We start from the raw sequence: 17,296 nt of genomic DNA on the forward strand, positions 1-17,296 counted from the left end.
CGCCGGCCGGGAGCCGTCCCTCCCGGCCGGAGGTCAATCTGTTTCCGCGGGGTACGGCTCAGTCGCCGGCGGCGATCCGGGCGAGCCGTCGGGACTCGTCGCGGGTGGCGCGGGCGACGGCGTCCTCGTCGACGGTGAGCAGCCGGCCGTCCTCGACGATCTGGCGGCCGCCGACGAACGAGGCGGTGACGGGGGCGGCGGCGCCGAGGACGAGGGCGGCGACCGGGTCGGCGATGGAGGCGTGGGCGAGGGTGTCCAGCTTCCACAGCACCAGGTCGGCGAGTTTGCCCGGTTCCAGGGAGCCGGTGTCGGCGCCGCGGCCGAGGACCGTGGCACCGCCGTGGGTGCCCAGGCGCAGGGCCTGCCGGGCGGTGAGGGCCGCCTCCCGGTGGGTGCCGAGGCGGTTGATCAGGAGGGCGTTGCGCAGTTCGGTGTGGAGTTCGCCGGACTCGTTGGAGGCGGTGCCGTCCACGCCGAGGCCGACCGGGACCCCGGCCGCGAGCAGGTCGGGGACGCGCGCTATTCCGGCGGCGAGGCGGGCGTTGGAGGAGGGGCAGTGGGCGACGCCGGTGCCGGTGCGGGCGAAGGCGGCGATGTCGGAGTCGTTCATGTGGACGCAGTGCGCCATCCACACGTCGTCGCCGAGCCAGCCGGTGGACTCGAAGTAGTCGGTGGGACCCATGCCGAACAGCTCGTGGCAGAACTTCTCCTCCTCCACCGTCTCCGAGCCGTGGGTGTGCAGCCGTACGCCGAGTCGACGGGCAAGTTCCGCGCCCTGGCGCATCAGTTCGGTGGAGACCGAGAACGGTGAGCAGGGGGCCACGGCGATCTGGGTGAGCGCGTCGGAGGACGGGTCGTGGTGGCGCCGTACCGTTTCCTCGGTGGCGGCGAGCGCGTCGTCCAGGGACTCCACGGCGAAGTCCGGCGGCAGCCCGCCGTCGGACTCGCCGCGGTCCATGGAGCCGCGGGCGAGGGTGAAGCGGACGCCGGTCTCCCGGGCGGCGCAGATGATCGTCTCGGAGAGGTCGCCGGCGCCGCGCGGGAAGACGTAGTGGTGGTCCATGGCGGTGGTGACGCCGCCGCGGGCCATCATGGCGAGGGAGCCCTGGGCGGCCGCGTGGACCATTGGTTCGTCGATGCGGGCCCAGGTCGGGTAGAGCGCCGTGAGCCAGTCGAAGAGGTTGTGGTCGGTGGCCAGGCCCCGGGTGATCCACTGGTAGAAGTGGTGGTGGGTGTTGACCAGTCCGGGGGTCACGAGGTGGCCGGAGGCGTCGATGCGGCGTACGACGTTCTCCAGGTCCCGGGGGGCCGGCCCCGCGCCGAGCGACTCGATGCGGTGGTCCGCGATGACGACGTGTCCCGTGCCGTACTCGGTGTCCTGGGCGTCGACGGTCGCGATCGCGCCGTTCTCGATGACGATGCGCCGGTCTGCTGCCATGGTGCGTCCTTTTCTCATCGTGGGCTGGGCACGGCAGGACCCTAGGAGGATTTGAGTGCCGGAGCCGTGGAGGCGCTCCGGGTGCCGAGATGGTGGAAGAACAGGTTGAGCGTGACCGCGACGATCGCGCCCGCGCTGATGCCGGAGCCGAGCACGGTCTGCGCCCAGGCGGGGAAGCCGGCGTAGAAGGCCGGCGCGGCCAGCGGGATGATGCCGGCGCCGAGGGCGACGGCGACCAGGATGATGTTGGAGCTGTCGTCGAGTCCGGCCTCGGACAGGGTACGGATGCCGCTGACCGCGATGGAGCCGAAGAGGACGATGCCCGCGCCGCCGAGGACCGGCATCGGGACCAGGGAGACGACCGCGCCGAGGACCGGGAAGGCGCCCAGGACCAGCAGGGTGGCGCCGGCGACGGCGACGACGTAGCGGCTGCGGACCCGGGTGAGGGTGACGACGCCGACGTTCTGGGCGAAGGCCGAGGTGGGGAAGCCACCGAAGACGGGGCCGATCAGCGTCGCGAGGCCGTCGGTGCGCAGGCCGCGGGTGATGGTGCGGGCGTCGGCGCGGCGGTCGCAGATCTCGCCGAGGGCCAGCATGCTCGCGCTGGACTCGGTCATCAGCACCAGCATCACGATGCACAGCGAGAGGATCGCGGCGGGCTGGAAGACGGGGGAGCCGAAGGCGAAGGGGGTGGGCAGCGCGGCGACGGGCGCGGAGCCGATGGCCTGGAAGTCGGCCATGCCGAACGGGATGGCGGCGAGGGTGCCGGTCAACAGCCCGAAGAGCAGGGCGACCTGCTTGAGGAAGCCCTTGCCGAAACGTTGCGTCAGGAGGATGACGACGAGGGTGAACGCGGCGAGGCCCAGGTTGGCCATGGAGCCGAAGTCCGCGGCGCTCTCGTCGCCGCCCTGCGCCCAGCCCACCGGGACCGGCATCAGCGTCACGCCGATGAGGGTGATGACCACGCCGGTGACCAGGGGCGGGAAGTAGCGGAGCAGCCGTCCGAAGAAGGGGCCGACCGCGAGGCAGAAGACACCGGCGACCATCACCGCTCCGTAGACGGCGGGAAGTTGCTCACCGCGGCCGTTGGTCTCGGCGATGGCGAGGATGGGGGCGATGCCCGCGGAGGAGGCGGCGTTGACGAACGGCAGGCGGTTGCCGACGAAGCCCTTGACGCCGATGGTCTGGAGCAGGGTCGCGATCCCGGCGACGATCAGGGAGGCCGCGATCAGGCGGGTGCGGGCCTCCAGGCCGAGACCGCAGGCCTGGCCGATGATGAGCGGAGGGGTGACGACGCCCGCGTACATCGCGGCGATGTGCTGGAGCGCGGCGGGGACGAGCCGCGAGGGGTGGAGCTTCTCGTCCACCGGATGCACGGACGTGACGGCGTCCTCGGTGTGCTCCGGCGGGGTGGAACAGGGGGCTTTCGCCGGCCCCTTTGCAGGCTGTGCCATGGTGTTCCCTCCGGTGTGACGCGTCCCCGGCGGCCGGTGTCCGGCGCTGCCGGGGACGCGCGTCCCGCGTCAGAGGTTGGTCATGTCGACCGGGATGAGTTGGTCGGCGCCGTCCCGCAGGACGGTGGCCTCGATCAGGCCGTAGGGGCGGTCGGCGGCGTAGTAGACGGCACCGTCCTTGGCCTCGTTGTCGATCCCGAAGGGCGACAGGTCCGAGCGGAAGTGGTGCTTGTTGGGCATGGAGAAGCGGATCTCGTCGACCTCGTCACGGGAGTCGAGCACCCGTACGCCCATCTCGAAGAGGGTCTGCTGGAGCGAGTAGGAGTAGGTCTCCGCGAACGCCTGGAGCGCGTGCTCGCGCACCCCGTCGTAGGAGCGGTCCCAGTCGGGGGCGTGCTGGTCGACGCCGTCCCAGTTGTGCCGCCACCAGGTGGAGACGGTGGTGGCGAGGATGCGGTCGTGGTCCTCCCGCAGGGTGGTGTACTTGTCCTTCAGGTAGCCGAAGAACTCGGAGTCGGTGGAGTTCAGGACGGTGAGGTCCTTGAAGCCGGAGAGCACCTGGATGCCGTGGCCGTCGTAGGTGATCTGGGCGACGCGGGTCTCCTGGCCCTTGCGGACGAAGGAGTGGGCGCCGTCCTTGGCGGTCGCTATCCGCTCCCAGCCGTACTCCTCGACGCGGATGCGGGCCCGGTGGATCGGCTCGTTGCCGTCGACGAAGTGCCGGGCGAGGCGGACGCCGAGGTCCTCGGCGCTCCGGATGCCGTGCAACTTGGCGAAGGCGAACACCGTGTTCTTGGTGGTGTCGGTCGGCAGGACGTTCGCGTTGGACCCGCTGCGGTGGACGTCCTCCATGTCACCGGAGAGGGCGACGGAGACGTTCAGGTCCTTGATGTGGTGGGTGTCGCCGTCCCGCGTGATCTTGACGACGCGGTTCTCTGCCTTGCCGTACTGGTTCTGTCCCAGGACGAAACGGGTCATTGATCGGTCAGCTCCCTCGGTAAACGGAGTAGCCGAACGGGTTGAGCAGCAGCGGAACGTGGAAGTGCTCGCCCGGCACCACCGCGAAGGCGATGGTGACCTCGGGGAAGAACACCGGCCGGCCGTTCTCGCTGTCCCGGAGCGCGGGGGCGTCCTGCTGGGCCGCGGCTTGATGCTGGTTTCTCTTCGCGAAGTACGTCTCGGTGTCGAAGCCGAGCCGTACGTGGGTGGTGCCCTCCGGCAGCGCCGGGAGGTCCTTGCACCGGCCGTCGGCGTCGGTCGCGGAGCCGCCGAGCGGCCGCCAGTCCGCGCCGGCGCCGGCGCGGGCGGCGAGGCGGACGGCGACGCCCGCGGCGGGGCGGCCGACGCTGGTGTCCAGGATGTGCGTGGACACGGAGGCGGTGGTGCTGGTGCTCATGGGTCAGGCGTCCTGTTCGACGAGTCGGGCCAGTCGGATGCGGTTGATCTTCCCCAGTTCGGTGCGGACGATCTCCCGTTCCTCCTCGGGGGAGTTGCCGATCCGTTCCTCGACCGCGTCCCGCAGCTGCTCGCCGGTCCGGCCGGTGGCGCAGATGAGGAAGACATGGCCGAACTTCTCCTGGTAGGCCAGGTTGAGTTCGAGCATCTCGGCCTTGAGGGCGTCCGACGCGCCCGCCATGCCCGCCTGTTCGCGGGAGGACGTGGGGTCCCCCGGCTTCGGGCGGCCGATCGGCGGGTGACCGGCCATCGCCTGGTCGAGGTCCGGCGCGGTCAGTGCCGCCGTCGCGGCGTCGCTCGCGGCGTACAGGTCCGCCTCGGTGGCGTAGGGGCGGGCGGCGAGCAGGCGCTCCCCCCAGGCCGTGGCGGCGCACGCCTCGTGCAGGGCGGCGCGGGCGGCGTCCGGTGCGAGGGTGTTGAATCGGGCCAGGCCCGGTGGCGGAGAAGTGGTCGTCACGGGGGCCTCCGTGGCCTTGTGCTGACGTGGCGTGCCGATAGCTAACGCCCTAGGAAACACACCGTCAACAGTTTGTTGAAAATTCGGAGTAAACAAAACCGCCGCCCGATGAACGGACGGCGGTGCGCTCCCGAGAAAGAAGTGCCTGCTCAGACACCCTTCTCGCGGTTGAGATAGTTGTACACGGTGAAGCGGCTGACGCCGAGCGCGCCGGCCACGGTCTCCACGCCGTGCCGTACCGAGAAGGCGCCGCGCGCCTCCAGGCCGCGCACCACCTCCTGCTTGGCCTTGCGGTCCAGTTCGGCCAGCGGGACACCGCGCCGGCGCTCCATCGCGGCCAGGATGTGGTCGAGGGAGTCGGCGAGCTGCGGCAGCCGTACGGCGACGACCTCCTCGCCGCCCCAGGAGAGCACCACGTCGTCGCGGCCGGCCTCGTCCGGCGGGAGGAGTTCCGCGCCGATGGCGTCGACCAGGGGCTTGACGGCCGCGATGAACGGCTCGTCGGCTGCGCCGGTCACCGCTCGTCCTCCGCCGCGACGACGTTGACCTGGAGGGAGATCCGGGTGGCGCCCGCTTCGAGGGTGCGGCGGAGCAGCGCGTCGAGGGCGGCGAGCACCGCGTCCGCGCCGCCCTCGGCGGTGTTGCCGAACGGGCCGACGTCCACCTCGTCCAGCTCGGCGGCCTCGATGACCTCACGGGCGACCACCGCGTGGGCGGGTGCCTCGTCGAGGTCGAAGGGTTCGGTCGTGAACTCCACTCTCAATCGCACGCGCTCAACCTAACGCGCGGCCCCGGATTACGCCGACCCCTCTTGACAAGCTCCGAGATCCGGCGGCAATCTTCCAGTAGACAGAAATAGTATTCCGCTATACGGAATCTGAAGTGGAAGGGGGCGCGGTCCCCTCATGGGATTCGCAGACCAGCGCTACACCGTCAACCTGTCGATCCTCTTCACCGAGCTGCCGCTCCTGGAACGCCCCGCGGCCGCCGCCGCGGCCGGCTTCTCCGCGGTCGAACTGTGGTGGCCCTGGACCGACTCGCCCACCCCCGAGCGGTCCGAACTCGACGCGCTGAGGCGGTCGGTGGAGGACGCGGGCGTACGGCTGACGGGCCTGAACTTCTACGCCGGGCGGCTTCCCGGCCCCGACCGCGGCGCCCTGTCGCTGCCGGGCGAGGAGTCGGACCGGTTCCGCGCCAACGTCGACGTGGCCGCCGGCTTCGCCGAGTCCCTGGGCTGCCGGGCCCTCAACGCCCTCTACGGCAACCGCGTCGAGGGCGTGGACCCCGCCGAGCAGGACGCGCTCGCCCTGGAGAACCTCGTCCTCGCCGCGCGGGCGGCCGACCGGATCGGCGCCGTGCTGCTGATCGAGGCGCTCAACAAGGCCGAGTCGCCGCTGTACCCGCTGGTCTCCGCGCCGGCCGCGGTCGGCGTCGTCGACAAGGTCAACGAGGCCACCGGACTGGGCAACGCCACGTTCCTGCTCGACCTCTACCACCTGGCCATGAACGGCGAGGACCTGCCGGAGGTGATCGAGCGGTACGCCGCGAGGACCGGGCACGTCCAGATCGCCGACAGCCCCGGCCGCGGCGCCCCCGGCACCGGCGCGCTGCCCCTCGCCGACCTGCTCGGCCTGCTGACGAAGGCCGGCTACGACGGCTGGGTGGGCCTTGAGTACAAGTCCGGCGACCGTCCGGGCGCCGAGTCCTTCGGCTGGCTGCCGCCCGCCGCCCGCGCCGCCCGCTGACCACCACCCCCGTACCGAGAGGCACCGTCATGAGCACGCTCCCCACCGTCGCCTGGGTCGGTCTCGGCATCATGGGCTCCCCCATGTCCGAGAACCTGATCAAGGCGGGCTACCGGGTCACCGGGTACACGCTGGAGCAGGAGAAGCTGGACCGGCTGACGGCGGCCGGCGGGACCGCGGCCGGCTCGATCGCCGAGGCCGTCCGCGACGCCGACGTCATCGTCACGATGGTCCCCGCCTCGCCGCAGGTGGAGGCCATCGCCTACGGCCCCGACGGCATCCTGGCCAACGCCCGCTCCGGCGCCCTGCTGATCGACATGTCCTCGATCACCCCGCAGACCTCCGTCGACCTGGCGAAGGCCGCGAAGGACAAGGGCGTCCGGGTCCTGGACGCCCCGGTCTCCGGCGGTGAGGCCGGCGCGGTGGAGGCCGTGCTGTCCATCATGGTCGGCGGTGAGCAGGCCGACTTCGACGAGGCGAAGCCGCTCTTCGAGGTGCTCGGGAAGACCGTCGTGCTGTGCGGCCCGCACGGCTCGGGCCAGACGGTGAAGGCCGCCAACCAGCTCATCGTCGCCGTCAACATCCAGGCGTGCGCCGAGGCGGTGGTCTTCCTGGAGAAGTCCGGCGTCGACCTGAAGGCGGCCCTGGACGTGCTGGGCGGCGGCCTCGCGGGCTCCACCGTGCTGGCACGGAAGAAGGACAACTTCCTCGCCCGCGACTTCAAGCCGGGCTTCCGCATCGACCTGCACCACAAGGACATGGGCATCGTCACCGACGCCGCCCGCGATGTCGGCGCGGCCCTGCCGGTCGGCGCCGTGGTGGCGCAGCTGGTCGCCTCCCTGCGCGCGCAGGGCGACGGCGGCCTGGACCACTCCGCGCTGCTGCGGTCCGTAGAGCGCCTCTCCGGCGACCGGGTCTGACCGGCCCCTCCCAGACTTCCGGGCGGCGTCGCGCGCTGACACCAGTCCTGTCGCGCCCGAGCGTGCGGCGCCGCCCGGAACCCACGTCAACAAACCGTTGACGACGCCACCCTCCGAACCTAGGCTCCACGAAGCGGAAACGACTTTCCGCCGATTCGACGTACGGAAGGTCCCACGATGTTCTTCGAGAGCCTGCGAGCTCGCGCGCGGCGGTGACGGCGGGGAGGCCGGACGCCGGGCGCGTGGCCCGCGGCGGACACCGGACGGCCCGGATGAGGGGTGGCCGGCCGGTGGACCGCGCGGGCGGGACCGAGGACCGCGGCGGCGTGAGCCAGTGCGGTGGTGAAGGGCCGGGGTCTCCTCCTACGACCTGAGGGGAGGAGACCCCGGACCCGTCACGGCCGCCGCGGTCCCGGACCACCGGTCAGGGAGAGGGGCGCCGGATGCTCGTGCATCCGGCGCCCCTCTCCCTGCTGTCCGGGTGCGGACCGCGCCCGTCCGCCGCAGCCTGAGTACATGGCCCCTCCGCTTCCCCCGCCCTCCCCGGACCACCCGCACGTCGTCGTCCGGGCCCCCGCGCTCGACGGTTCCCGGGCGGTCACCTCGGGCGACGAGACGCTCGGTGTCGCCGCCCACGTCGACGACGTCGCCGAGATCCTGCGCCTGGCCGACCGCTACGTCACCGACGTGGAGGGCAGCGACCTGGTCGAGTGGGAGGGCGGCGGCCCGCACCACTGGCCGGGCCTGCACGACGACTGAGGCAGCCCGCACGCGGAAGGGCGGCCCGTCCGCACAGGGACGGGCCGCCCTCTCCCGCTCTCCCGCGAGGGGCGCCGCGGCTCAGACCTTCAGCGTCCTGACGGCCGTCGGGGCGTGGCCCGGTTCGGTGGCCACCTCCTCGAACTCCACCACGTCGGAGATGTCGTTGGTGCCCGACATCGAGATGTTGGTGACGCGCTCCAGGATCGCCTCGACGACGACCGGCACCCGGTGCTCGGCGGCGAGCTTCTTGGCCTGCTCCAGGGCGGCGCCCAGCTCGGCCGGGTCGGTCACCCGGATCGCCTTGCAGCCGAGGCCCTCGGCGACCTTGACGTGGTCGACGCCGTAGACGCCCAGCTCGGGCGAGTTGATGTTCTCGAACTCCAGCTTGACCTGGAAGTCGATGTCGAAGGCCCGCTGCGCCTGGCGGATCAGGCCCAGGTAGGAGTTGTTGACCAGGACGTGCACGTACGGGATCTTGTGCTGCGCGCCGACGGCCAGCTCCTCCAGCATGAACTGGAAGTCGTAGTCGCCGGAGACCGCCACCACCTGGGCGTCGGGGTCGGCCTTGGCCACGCCGAGCGCGGCCGGGACGGTCCAGCCGAGGGGGCCCGCCTGACCGCAGTTGATCCAGTGCCGGGGCCGGTAGACGTGCAGCATCTGGGCGCCGGCGATCTGCGAGAGGCCGATGGTGGAGACGTACCGGGTCTCGGGCCCGAACGCCTTGTTCATCTCCTCGTAGACGCGCTGCGGCTTGATCGGGATGTCGTCGAAGTGGGTGCGGCGCTGGAGGGTGGCCCGCCTCTCCTGCGCGGCGGCGGCCCAGGCGGAGCGGTCGGGGAGCCGTCCGGCGGCCTTCAGCTCGCGGGCCACCTCGACGAACAGCTCCAGCGCGGCCCTGGCGTCGGAGGCGATCCCGTAGTCCGGGGCGAAGATCCTGCCGATCTGGGTCGGCTCGACGTCGACGTGGACGAAGGTCCGTCCGGCGGTGTAGACGTCCAGTTTGCCGGTGTGGCGGTTGGCCCAGCGGTTGCCGATGCCGAGGACGAAGTCGGACTCCAGGAAGGTCGCGTTGCCGTAGCGGTGCGAGGTCTGGAGGCCGACCATGCCGGCGTTCAGCTCGTGGTCGTCGGGGAGCACGCCCCAGCCCATCAGGGTCGGCACGACGGGGACGCCGGTCAGTTCGGCGAACTCCACGAGCAGGTCGCTCGCGTCGGCGTTGATGACGCCGCCGCCCGCGACGAGCAGCGGGCGCTCGGACGCGCCCAGCATCGCGAGCGCCTTCTCGGCCTGGGCGCGGGTCGCGGCCGGCTTGTAGACCGGCAGCGGCTCGTACGTCTCCGGGTCGAACTCGATCTCCGTGAGCTGCACGTCGATGGGCAGGTCGACGAGGACCGGCCCGGGACGGCCCGAGCGCATCAGGTGGAACGCCTGCTGGAAGACGCCGGGGACCTGCGCGGCCTCCAGCACGGTCACCGCCATCTTGGTGACCGGCCGCGCGATGGCGGCGATGTCGACGGCCTGGAAGTCCTCCTTGTGGATCACCGCGGTCGGCGCCTGGCCGGTGATGCAGAGGATCGGGATCGAGTCGCCGGTCGCCGAGTACAGGCCGGTGATCATGTCGGTGCCGGCCGGCCCGGAGGTGCCGACGCAGACGCCGATGTTGCCCGGGTGGGTACGGGTGTAGCCCTCGGCCATGTGCGAGGCGCCCTCGACGTGCCGGGCGAGGGTGTGGGCGATGCCGCCGGACGCCTTCAGCGCCGCGTAGAAGGGGTTGATCGCCGCGCCGGGCACGCCGAAGGCGTCCACGACGCCCTCGCGCTTGAGGATTTCGACTGCCGCGCGGGCAGCGGTCATACGAGCCATCGGGTACTCCTGCTTCGCCGGTCGGATGTCACAAGCCCGTCGCGCCCGCGGTGGGTGTTCTCCGTACGCGTTTTCCGTATGCGTTTTCCGTATGCCGAAAGTGACTTTCTATATTCTGGAAGTAATGTAAGTGGGGGGCTGAAGGCCGTCAAGGGAGGAAGATGACGTCATGACCGAGACCCACGGGGTGCGTTGCCCGGCCGGCGGTTCCCCCGACACGGTCGCGGCGGTGGAGCGGTATCTGGCCCGGCTGGGCCACCGGGATCTGCACCGGGCGCGGCGGGGCCTGACGACCGGCGTGGGGCTCGCGGGCCGCGGGATGCTCGCCCTGGTCGACCCGACCGGCGCGCCGGTGACCGCGCGGGACGTGGAGTGCCTGTGGCTGACGGCCATGACGCGGTCCGCGCGGTGTCTGCACTTCTCGCTCACCGGGTACGCCGAGGAGGTGCGCGCCCGCGCGGAGTTGCTGCCGGTCGGGTTGTTCGTGCTCGACCCGGCGGACGGGCCGCGGCCGGTGAACGGCCCGGCCGCGGCCCTGGACGCCGCGGCGTCCCGCGGCTAGCCCGGGTCCGCCGCGTCTTCTGGGAGGTCCGGCCGCCCTACGGGTCTCAGCGCACGTCCTCCTCGCGGTACTCCGCACCGGACCCCGCGGCCGTCGCCTCCCGCAGTTCGATCCGGCGGATCTTGCCCGACACCGTCTTCGGCAGCTCCCCGAACTCCAGCCGCCGGATGCGCTTGTACGGGGCGAGGACCTCCCGCGAGTGCTCGAACAGCACCTTCGCGGTGTCCGCCCCCGGCTCCCAGCCCGCCGCCAGCACGATGTACGCCTTCGGCACCGTCAGCCGCAGCGCGTCCGGGGCCGGCACCACCGCCGCCTCCGCCACCGCCTCGTGCTCCAGCAGCGCGCTCTCCAGCTCGAACGGACTGATCTTGTAGTCGCTCGCCTTGAACACGTCGTCCGCCCGGCCGACGTACGTCAGGTACCCCTCCGCGTCCCGGGAGCCGATGTCCCCGGTGCGGTACCAGCCGTCCGCCATCGCCTCGGCCGTGCGCTCCGGGTCGCCGTGGTAGCCGGTCATCAGGCCCACCGGACGCGCCGACAGGTCCAGGGCGATCTCCCCCTCCGCCGCGCCGGGCGCGCCGGTGACCGGGTCGAGCAGTTCCACCCGGTACCCGGGACTGGGCCGGCCCATCGACCCCGTCTTCAGCACCTGCCCGGGGCTGTTGGAGACCTGTACCGCCGTCTCCGTCTGCCCGAAGCCGTCCCGTACCGTCACGCCCCAGGCCCGGCGCACCTGCTCGATCACCTCCGGGTTGAGCGGTTCACCGGCGGCGACGACCTCGCGGGGGCGGGTGGCCAGCCGGCTCAGGTCGGCCTGGACCAGCATCCGCCACACCGTCGGCGGCGCGCAGAAGGTGGTGACACCCGCGCGGTCCATCTCCGCCATCAGCCGGGCCGCGTCGAAGCGCGTGTAGTTGTGCAGGAAGACGGTCGCCTCGGCGTTCCACGGCGCGAACAGATTGGACCACGCGTGCTTCGCCCAGCCGGGCGAGGAGATGTTCAGGTGCACGTCCCCCGGCTTCAGGCCGATCCAGTACATCGTGGCCAGGTGCCCGACCGGGTACGAGACGTGGGTGTGCTCGACCAGCTTGGGGCGGGCGGTCGTGCCGGAGGTGAAGTACAGCATCAGCGGGTCGTCGGCCCGGGTCGGCCCGTCCGGGGTGAAGGTGCCGCGGGCGGCGTCCGCCTCCTCGTACGGCGCCCAGCCGTCCGGCGCCCCGCCCACCGCGATCCGCGTGTAGTCGCCGGGGACCTCGGCGAACTTGCCGGTGTCCCCGGCGCGGACGACGACGTGCCGGACCCGGCCCCGCTCCACCCGGTCCCGGAGGTCCGCCGGTCCGAGCAGCGGCGTGGCGGGGATGACGACGGCCCGCAGCTTCATCGCCGCCAGGGCCGTCTCCCACAGCTCCACCTGGTTGCCGAGCATCACCAGGACCCGGTCCCCGGCCGCGACACCGCGCCCGCGCAGCCAGTTCGCCGCCCGGTCCGACCGCGCGGACATCTCGGCGAAGGAACGGACGGTCTCGGTGCCGTCCTCCTCCACGATGTGCAGCGCCGTGCGGTCGTTGCCCTCGGCGATCACGTCGAACCAGTCCAGCGCCCAGTTGAAGTGCTCGGGGCGGGGCCAGGTGAAGCCCTCGTAGGCGGTGGACCAGTCCTCGCGGTGGTGCAGCAGGAAGTCCCGTGCCTCGCGGAAGGTCTGTGTCGCCGTGGTCATCGTGTCCTCCTGGGTGCCGGACCATCGCCGGGCGGCTCGGTGCCATCTTCCGGTCCGCGCCGCGGGTCGCACCACCCCCGAACGGGGGTGCATGCCCCCTGCCGGCCAGGGCACCCGGCCGCCACTGTGCACGGACGACGCAAGATCCTCGTCACCGGGTGGTTCAGCTTCCTGCACGGGGAGGCGACCGCCGGGGACGTGCTGGCGCTGGACCGGGTCCGGGCCGTGCTGCGGGCGGCCGGGCTCGCCCACGACACCGTGTGGAGCCCCGGGTTCCGTGCCGACGGGCTCCACTTCGCCGGGGTGGACCCGGCGGCCTACTCCCACCTGGTCTTCGTCTGCGGGCCCGCGCACGGCGAGCAGGTGGAGGAGTTGCACCGGCGGTTCGCGCACTGCGTGCGGATCGCGGTCGGTGTCTCCGTGGTCGACCCGGACTCCCCCGCCGTCACCGGGTTCCACCGGGTGCTGGTGCGGGACGCCCCCGGCGCCGGGCCGACACCCGACCTGGCGGCCCGCGCGCCCGGACTGCGGGCCGTACCGGCGGTCGGGGTGATCCTCACCCACGGGCAGCGGGAGTACGGCGGCCGGCGGCGGCACGGCGAGGTCGCCGACGCGGTGACCGGGTGGCTCGGCGGCAAGGACTGCGCGCGGCTGGAGCTGGAGACCCGGCTCGACACCCGCGACTGGCGGCTGTGCGCCACGCCGGGGCAGCTGGAGGCCGTACTGTCCCGGCTCGACCTGGTCGTCACCGACCGGCTGCACGGACTGGTCCTGGCGCTGCGCGCCGGGGTCCCGGCGCTGGTGGTGGACCCGGTGGCGGGCGGGGCGAAGGTGACCGCGCAGGCGCGGGCCTGCGGCTGGCCCGCGCTGGTGCCCTGCAAACAGCTGGCGCCGGGGGCGCTGGAACGGTGGTGGCGGTGGTGCCTGGCCGAGGGGACCGAGGAGGCCCGGCGGATCGCGGCCGGCTTCGGCGCGGGGGCCGTGCCGGACGGGGCCGACCGCCTGGTGGCGGCACTCGACGCGGCGTCCGCCGGTTGACGGCCGGCCGGCGCGGACGGGGGCAGGCGGCTCAGCCGATGTAGCTGCGGGCCGTGGAGTCGCGCTGGACCGGCTCCAGGGTGCGCAGCCGGGCCTCGACGTCGGGCGGCAGCACCCGGCGTTCGCGCACCACCCAGGGCAGGGCGGCGGCCGCCTCGGCGAAGGCGCGCAGGGAGGCGGTGTCGCGGGGGACGGTCCGGGCCAGGTGCAGGGTGCGGCGCAGGGCGTAGCCGGCCGGGCGGCGCAGCCAGGTGAACCACAGGGTGTTGCGGATGCCGTGGGTGCGGCGCAGGCGCGCGTCGCGGACCGCCGACGCCTGGTGGTGGATGGTCAGGTGGTCGGCGTACATCAGCCACCAGCCGTCCGCGGCGAGGTCGGCGGCGAGCAGTTCCTCCTCGCCGCCCAGCCAGAGCCGGGGGTTGAAGCCGCCCGCGGCGCGGAAGGCGCCGGTGCGCAGGACGGTCGCGGCGGCGAGGAAGGAGCCGAGCGCGGGGCCGGGCAGCCAGGACGGGCCGGGCACGGGCGAGTCGCGCAGCTCTTCGACGATGGGGTCCTCGGTCCCCTCCGGCTCCACGAGGATGCGGGCGGTGACGGTGCCGATCGCCGGGTGGGTGTCGAGGAGGTCGGCGGCGCCGGCCAGGGAGCCGGGCGCCCACCAGGAGTCGTCGTCGCAGAACGCGACGTAGGGCGTGGTGACCTGGCGGACGGCGAGGTTGCGGCCGACGGCGCCGAGGTTGCGGCCGGGGCGCAGCAGCCTCACGCGCGGGTGGTGGCGGGCGACGGCGGAGGAGGTGCCGTCGGTGGAGCCGTTGTCGGTGACGACCACCGCGGGGCGTTCCGGGAGGGCGGCGAGGTGGTCCAGGGTGCGCAGGAGTTCGTCCCGCCGGTTGTGGGTGATGACGACGACGGTCGTGCGCGGGTCGGTCATGCCGTGCTCCCGTCCAGGCGGCGGGCGGCGCGTTCCACGTGCGGCGGCAGGGTCCTGCGGTCGCGCAGCGCGGCGGGCAGCCGGGACAGGGTCTCGCGCAGGGCGCGCCGGGCGTGCGGGTCGCGCCGGGCCTCGGCGACGAGGGCGTGGGTGCGGGCCAGGGCGTGCGGCAGGGGGCGGCGCAGCCAGGCGGTGAGGAGTTCGTTGCGGCGCTGGACGGCCGGGCGGCCGGTGCGCGGGGCGGGGTCCGGGTGGTGGTGGGCGGTCACCTCGGGGCAGTGGGTGACGCCCCAGCCGCGGGCCGCGAGGTCGTAGGCGAGGAGGGTCTCCTCGGCGCCGAAGAAGAGCAGGGGGTGGTAGCCGCCCGCGTCGAGGTAGGCGGCGCGGCGGACCACGGAGGCGCAGGCGAGGAAGCCCAGGACCTGGGTGCCGGGGAGGTCGGCTGCGCCGCCGAGGGGGGATCCGGCGAGGACGCCGTTGAGCGGGTCGGCGTACTCGGCGGGGCCGACCAGGGTGCGGGCGGCGAGCAGGCCGAGCCGCGGGTGCTCCTCGAAGAGCCGGACGGCGGTGCCGAGGGCGCCGGGCGCCCACCAGGAGTCGTCGTCGCTGAACGCCACGTAGGGGGTGTCGAGGGCGCGGACGCCGTCGGTACGGGCGAGGGCGCCCCGGTTGGCGGGCAGGGCGAGGACACGCACCTGGGGGAAGTCACGGGCCAGTACGGCGCGGGTGTCGTCGGTGGAGGCGTTGTCGACGACGAGGATCTCGGGCCGTTCGGGCAGGTCGAGGAGGCGGCGCAGGGTGGTGGCGAGGCTCGCGGAGCGGTTGCGGGTGGCGATGACGACGCCGACGGGGGCGTGCCGGGGGCGGTCGGCGCGGTGCCGCTCGGGGGCGGCGGTCGGCAGGGGGTGGTTCATGGTGCCTCGCTCAGGGCGTCGACGGCGTCCAGGACTTCACCGGCGGTGATGCGCAGCAGCGCGGGATCGGGGGTGTCGCCGTGCGGGTCGCCGTCCGGGCCGGGGTGCCACAGCACGCGGTGGCGGGGGTGCGCGGGCGGGCCCCAGCGGCTCGGGGGCACGGGGCCGAAGAGGGTGACGGAGGGGGCGGCGTGGGCGGCGGCGAGGTGGGCGACGCCGGTGTCGCCGCTGAGGACGGCGTGCGCGTGGGCGACGAGCGCGGCGAGCCGGTCGTACGGCAGTCCGCCGCCGAAGACGTCGGTGTCGGGCAGGCCGGTCCGCTTGGCCAGCCGGGCCACGAGGTCGGCCTCGTCGGGACCGCCGGTCACCACGACCCGCAGGCCACGCGCGCGCAGCGCCTCGGTGACGGCGGCGTACCGCTCCACGGGCCAGCGGCGGGAGGGGGCGCCGGCGCCCGGGTGCACGACGACCGCGCCGGGGGCCGGGGAGGGCGTCGCGGGGCGGGGCAGCAGGAGGTCGGCGGGGTCGGCGTCGATGCCGTGGGCCGTCAGCAGGCGGCACCAGCGGTCGCGTTCGTGCTCCTCGGCGTACCAGGGCGGGCCGTCGTCCGCGGCGAAGGCGATGATGCCGCCGGGGCGCAGGGCGGCGAGCGGGGCGAGGCTGGCGGGGCCGTTGCCGTGCAGGTCCACGGCGAGGTCGGGCGGGGGGCCGGTCCAGTCCAGCGCCTGGGGTACGGCCCGTCCCGGCGCGGCGGCGGGCAGCAGCCGGTCGACCGCGCCGGTGGCGGCGACGACCTGCGCCAGGTCCTCCGGCGCGGCCAGCACGAGTTCGTGTCCTGGGTAGGCCCGCCGCAGCGCCCGCAGGGCCGGCACGCCGGCGAGGAGGTCCCCGAGCCCGAGGGCTCGCAGCACGAGCACCCTCGGTCGCGCGGTTCCCCGCGCCCCATGACGGGCAGGCCCGGCGGCTGTCTGCGGGTGCGCTGTGGCTGGTCGCGCAGTTCCCCGCGCCCCTGACGGGGCACGGCCGGTGGCCACCCGCGGGTCCGCTGTGGCTGAGCGCGCAGTTCCTCGCGCCCCTGACGGGGCACACCCAGTGACCACCCGCGGGTCCGCTGTGGCTGGGCGCGCAGTTCCTCGCGCCCCTGACGGGGCACGGCCGGTGATCGCCCGCGGGTTCGCGGTGGCTGAGCGCGCGGTTCCTCGCGCCCCTGACGGGGCACGGCCGGTGATCGCTCGCGGGTCCGTGGTGGCTGAGCGCGCGGTTTCTCGCGTCTCTGACGGGGCACGGGGCACCGCGGCCCTCACCGGGGCGGCCTCCGAACGCGCCCCGTAAGGGGCGCGGGGAACTGCGCGGCCAGCCACGGCGCACCCGCAGACGGCCGCCCGGCGTCGTGCCCCGTAAGGGGCGCGGGGAACTGCGCGAGCGGCCACGGCGCACCCGCAGGCAGGCGACAAACGCACCCCCGGTGGGGAGGAGGGCGTCATCGGGCGTCCTCCGCCGCCCTGGCCAGCAGGGCCGTGGAACTGCGCCCGTCGAGATACGGGAGAAGCACCGCCTGCCCACCCCACTCCTCCAGCAGCGCGGCCTCGGGAATCTCGGCCCCCGCGTAATCCCCGCCCTTGACCCAGACATCGGGACGCAGACCGGCGAGAAGCCGTTCGGGCGTGTCCTCGTCGAAGACGGCGACGGCGTCCACGCAGGCCAGGGCGCGCAGCACCCGGATACGGTCGGCGACCGGATTGACGGGCCTGCCCTCACCCTTGCGACGACGGACGGAGGCGTCGGAGTTGACGCACACCACCAGGCAGTCGCCGAGCCGCCGGGCGGCCTGGAGCAGCCCGACGTGCCCGGCGTGCAGCAGGTCGAAGCAGCCGCCGGCGGCGACGACCGTCCCGTGCTGGGCCCGGACCCGGGTGGCGAGCACGTGCGGATCGTCGTCGTCCGGGCGGGGCACGTGCCGGGGGCGGGCGTCCGCCCGGGGCAGGGCCCCCGCGCCGCCCGCCGAGACGAACGCGCTCGCCGCGCCGACGGCGCCCTCGACGG

At 73.6% G+C, this 17,296-nt stretch carries 18 protein-coding genes; 5 read left to right on the forward strand and 13 right to left on the reverse strand.

Annotation, left to right across the window (positions count from 1 at the left end):
* Positions 1–58 precede the first annotated feature (58 nt).
* From UW392_RS21860 to UW392_RS21890, 7 genes are all read right to left on the reverse strand, one after another.
* On the reverse strand, positions 59–1,438 hold the full coding sequence (locus UW392_RS21860) for an 8-oxoguanine deaminase (protein WP_320776760.1): 1,380 nt from the start codon (positions 1,436–1,438) through the stop codon (positions 59–61).
* A gap of 41 nt (positions 1,439–1,479) precedes the next feature.
* Entirely contained in the window at positions 1,480–2,892 is a 1,413-nt protein-coding gene (locus tag UW392_RS21865; RefSeq protein ID WP_320776761.1) for a nucleobase:cation symporter-2 family protein, read from the reverse strand.
* A 69-nt stretch (positions 2,893–2,961) separates the two neighbouring features.
* Positions 2,962–3,870 (reverse strand): factor-independent urate hydroxylase, encoded by a 909-nt coding sequence (gene pucL / locus UW392_RS21870; protein ID WP_320776762.1) that lies wholly within the window; start codon positions 3,868–3,870, stop codon positions 2,962–2,964.
* Between the two features lie 7 nt (positions 3,871–3,877).
* Positions 3,878–4,288 (reverse strand): hydroxyisourate hydrolase, encoded by a 411-nt coding sequence (gene uraH, locus UW392_RS21875; protein ID WP_320776763.1) that lies wholly within the window; start codon positions 4,286–4,288, stop codon positions 3,878–3,880.
* A 3-nt stretch (positions 4,289–4,291) separates the two neighbouring features.
* Positions 4,292–4,804 (reverse strand): 2-oxo-4-hydroxy-4-carboxy-5-ureidoimidazoline decarboxylase, encoded by a 513-nt coding sequence (uraD, locus tag UW392_RS21880; protein ID WP_320776764.1) that lies wholly within the window; start codon positions 4,802–4,804, stop codon positions 4,292–4,294.
* A 149-nt stretch (positions 4,805–4,953) separates the two neighbouring features.
* A complete protein-coding gene (locus UW392_RS21885; RefSeq protein ID WP_320776765.1) occupies positions 4,954–5,322 on the reverse strand; it encodes a helix-turn-helix domain-containing protein in 369 nt (122 codons plus the stop codon).
* Positions 5,319–5,573, reverse strand: coding sequence for a hypothetical protein (locus tag UW392_RS21890; RefSeq protein ID WP_320776766.1), 255 nt, complete (start codon positions 5,571–5,573; stop codon positions 5,319–5,321). Before UW392_RS21890 ends, UW392_RS21885 begins: the two co-directional genes overlap by 4 nt.
* Before the next feature lie 136 nt (positions 5,574–5,709).
* Between UW392_RS21890 and UW392_RS21895 the strand changes: the two genes are divergently transcribed.
* From UW392_RS21895 to UW392_RS21905, 3 genes are all read left to right on the forward strand, one after another.
* A complete protein-coding gene (locus tag UW392_RS21895) occupies positions 5,710–6,549 on the forward strand; it encodes a TIM barrel protein (RefSeq protein WP_320776767.1) in 840 nt (279 codons plus the stop codon).
* A 29-nt stretch (positions 6,550–6,578) separates the two neighbouring features.
* Entirely contained in the window at positions 6,579–7,469 is an 891-nt protein-coding gene (locus UW392_RS21900) for a 2-hydroxy-3-oxopropionate reductase (RefSeq protein ID WP_320776768.1), read from the forward strand.
* 516 nt (positions 7,470–7,985) lie between these two features.
* Positions 7,986–8,228, forward strand: a complete 243-nt coding sequence (locus UW392_RS21905) for a hypothetical protein (protein WP_320776769.1) — start codon at positions 7,986–7,988, stop codon at positions 8,226–8,228.
* A gap of 81 nt (positions 8,229–8,309) precedes the next feature.
* On the opposite strand, the gene gcl is transcribed toward UW392_RS21905, so the two are convergent.
* On the reverse strand, positions 8,310–10,094 hold the full coding sequence (gene gcl, locus UW392_RS21910) for a glyoxylate carboligase (RefSeq protein ID WP_320776770.1): 1,785 nt from the start codon (positions 10,092–10,094) through the stop codon (positions 8,310–8,312).
* A 169-nt stretch (positions 10,095–10,263) separates the two neighbouring features.
* Between gcl and UW392_RS21915 the strand changes: the two genes are divergently transcribed.
* On the forward strand, positions 10,264–10,656 hold the full coding sequence (locus UW392_RS21915) for a hypothetical protein (protein WP_320776771.1): 393 nt from the start codon (positions 10,264–10,266) through the stop codon (positions 10,654–10,656).
* A 46-nt stretch (positions 10,657–10,702) separates the two neighbouring features.
* On the opposite strand, the gene UW392_RS21920 is transcribed toward UW392_RS21915, so the two are convergent.
* Positions 10,703–12,373 (reverse strand): AMP-binding protein, encoded by a 1,671-nt coding sequence (locus UW392_RS21920; RefSeq protein WP_320776772.1) that lies wholly within the window; start codon positions 12,371–12,373, stop codon positions 10,703–10,705.
* Between the two features lie 126 nt (positions 12,374–12,499).
* Here UW392_RS21920 and UW392_RS21925 point away from each other — a divergent pair, with 126 nt between their 5' ends.
* Complete coding sequence (locus tag UW392_RS21925; RefSeq protein ID WP_320776773.1) at positions 12,500–13,411, forward strand: polysaccharide pyruvyl transferase family protein; 912 nt, start codon at positions 12,500–12,502, stop codon at positions 13,409–13,411.
* A gap of 31 nt (positions 13,412–13,442) precedes the next feature.
* On the opposite strand, the gene UW392_RS21930 is transcribed toward UW392_RS21925, so the two are convergent.
* From UW392_RS21930 to rfaE2, 4 genes are all read right to left on the reverse strand, one after another.
* Complete coding sequence (locus tag UW392_RS21930) at positions 13,443–14,339, reverse strand: glycosyltransferase family 2 protein (RefSeq protein WP_320776774.1); 897 nt, start codon at positions 14,337–14,339, stop codon at positions 13,443–13,445.
* On the reverse strand, positions 14,336–15,253 hold the full coding sequence (locus UW392_RS21935; protein WP_320776775.1) for a glycosyltransferase family 2 protein: 918 nt from the start codon (positions 15,251–15,253) through the stop codon (positions 14,336–14,338). The genes UW392_RS21930 and UW392_RS21935 overlap by 4 nt, the downstream gene beginning before the upstream one ends.
* Complete coding sequence (locus tag UW392_RS21940) at positions 15,250–16,164, reverse strand: glycosyltransferase family 9 protein (protein WP_414496558.1); 915 nt, start codon at positions 16,162–16,164, stop codon at positions 15,250–15,252. Before UW392_RS21940 ends, UW392_RS21935 begins: the two co-directional genes overlap by 4 nt.
* A gap of 569 nt (positions 16,165–16,733) precedes the next feature.
* Positions 16,734–17,296: D-glycero-beta-D-manno-heptose 1-phosphate adenylyltransferase (gene rfaE2, locus UW392_RS21945; RefSeq protein WP_320776777.1), on the reverse strand; the 563-nt coding region annotated here is incomplete at its 5' end.

This window comes from Streptomyces sp. CRN 30 (assembly GCF_034105845.1).

Bases quoted from the DNA above. Each gene is read 5' to 3' on its own strand.
- UW392_RS21905 (WP_320776769.1), top strand. From the start codon at position 7,986: ATGGCCCCTCCGCTTCCCCCGCCCTCCCCGGACCACCCGCACGTCGTC.
- UW392_RS21915 (WP_320776771.1), top strand. From the start codon at position 10,264: ATGACCGAGACCCACGGGGTGCGTTGCCCGGCCGGCGGTTCCCCCGAC.
- pucL (WP_320776762.1), bottom strand. From the start codon at position 3,870: ATGACCCGTTTCGTCCTGGGACAGAACCAGTACGGCAAGGCAGAGAAC.
- UW392_RS21900 (WP_320776768.1), top strand. From the start codon at position 6,579: ATGAGCACGCTCCCCACCGTCGCCTGGGTCGGTCTCGGCATCATGGGC.
- UW392_RS21860 (WP_320776760.1), bottom strand. From the start codon at position 1,438: ATGGCAGCAGACCGGCGCATCGTCATCGAGAACGGCGCGATCGCGACC.
- uraH (WP_320776763.1), bottom strand. From the start codon at position 4,288: ATGAGCACCAGCACCACCGCCTCCGTGTCCACGCACATCCTGGACACC.
- UW392_RS21930 (WP_320776774.1), bottom strand. From the start codon at position 14,339: ATGACCGACCCGCGCACGACCGTCGTCGTCATCACCCACAACCGGCGG.
- UW392_RS21935 (WP_320776775.1), bottom strand. From the start codon at position 15,253: ATGAACCACCCCCTGCCGACCGCCGCCCCCGAGCGGCACCGCGCCGAC.
- UW392_RS21865 (WP_320776761.1), bottom strand. From the start codon at position 2,892: ATGGCACAGCCTGCAAAGGGGCCGGCGAAAGCCCCCTGTTCCACCCCG.
- UW392_RS21895 (WP_320776767.1), top strand. From the start codon at position 5,710: ATGGGATTCGCAGACCAGCGCTACACCGTCAACCTGTCGATCCTCTTC.
- gcl (WP_320776770.1), bottom strand. From the start codon at position 10,094: ATGGCTCGTATGACCGCTGCCCGCGCGGCAGTCGAAATCCTCAAGCGC.
- UW392_RS21920 (WP_320776772.1), bottom strand. From the start codon at position 12,373: ATGACCACGGCGACACAGACCTTCCGCGAGGCACGGGACTTCCTGCTG.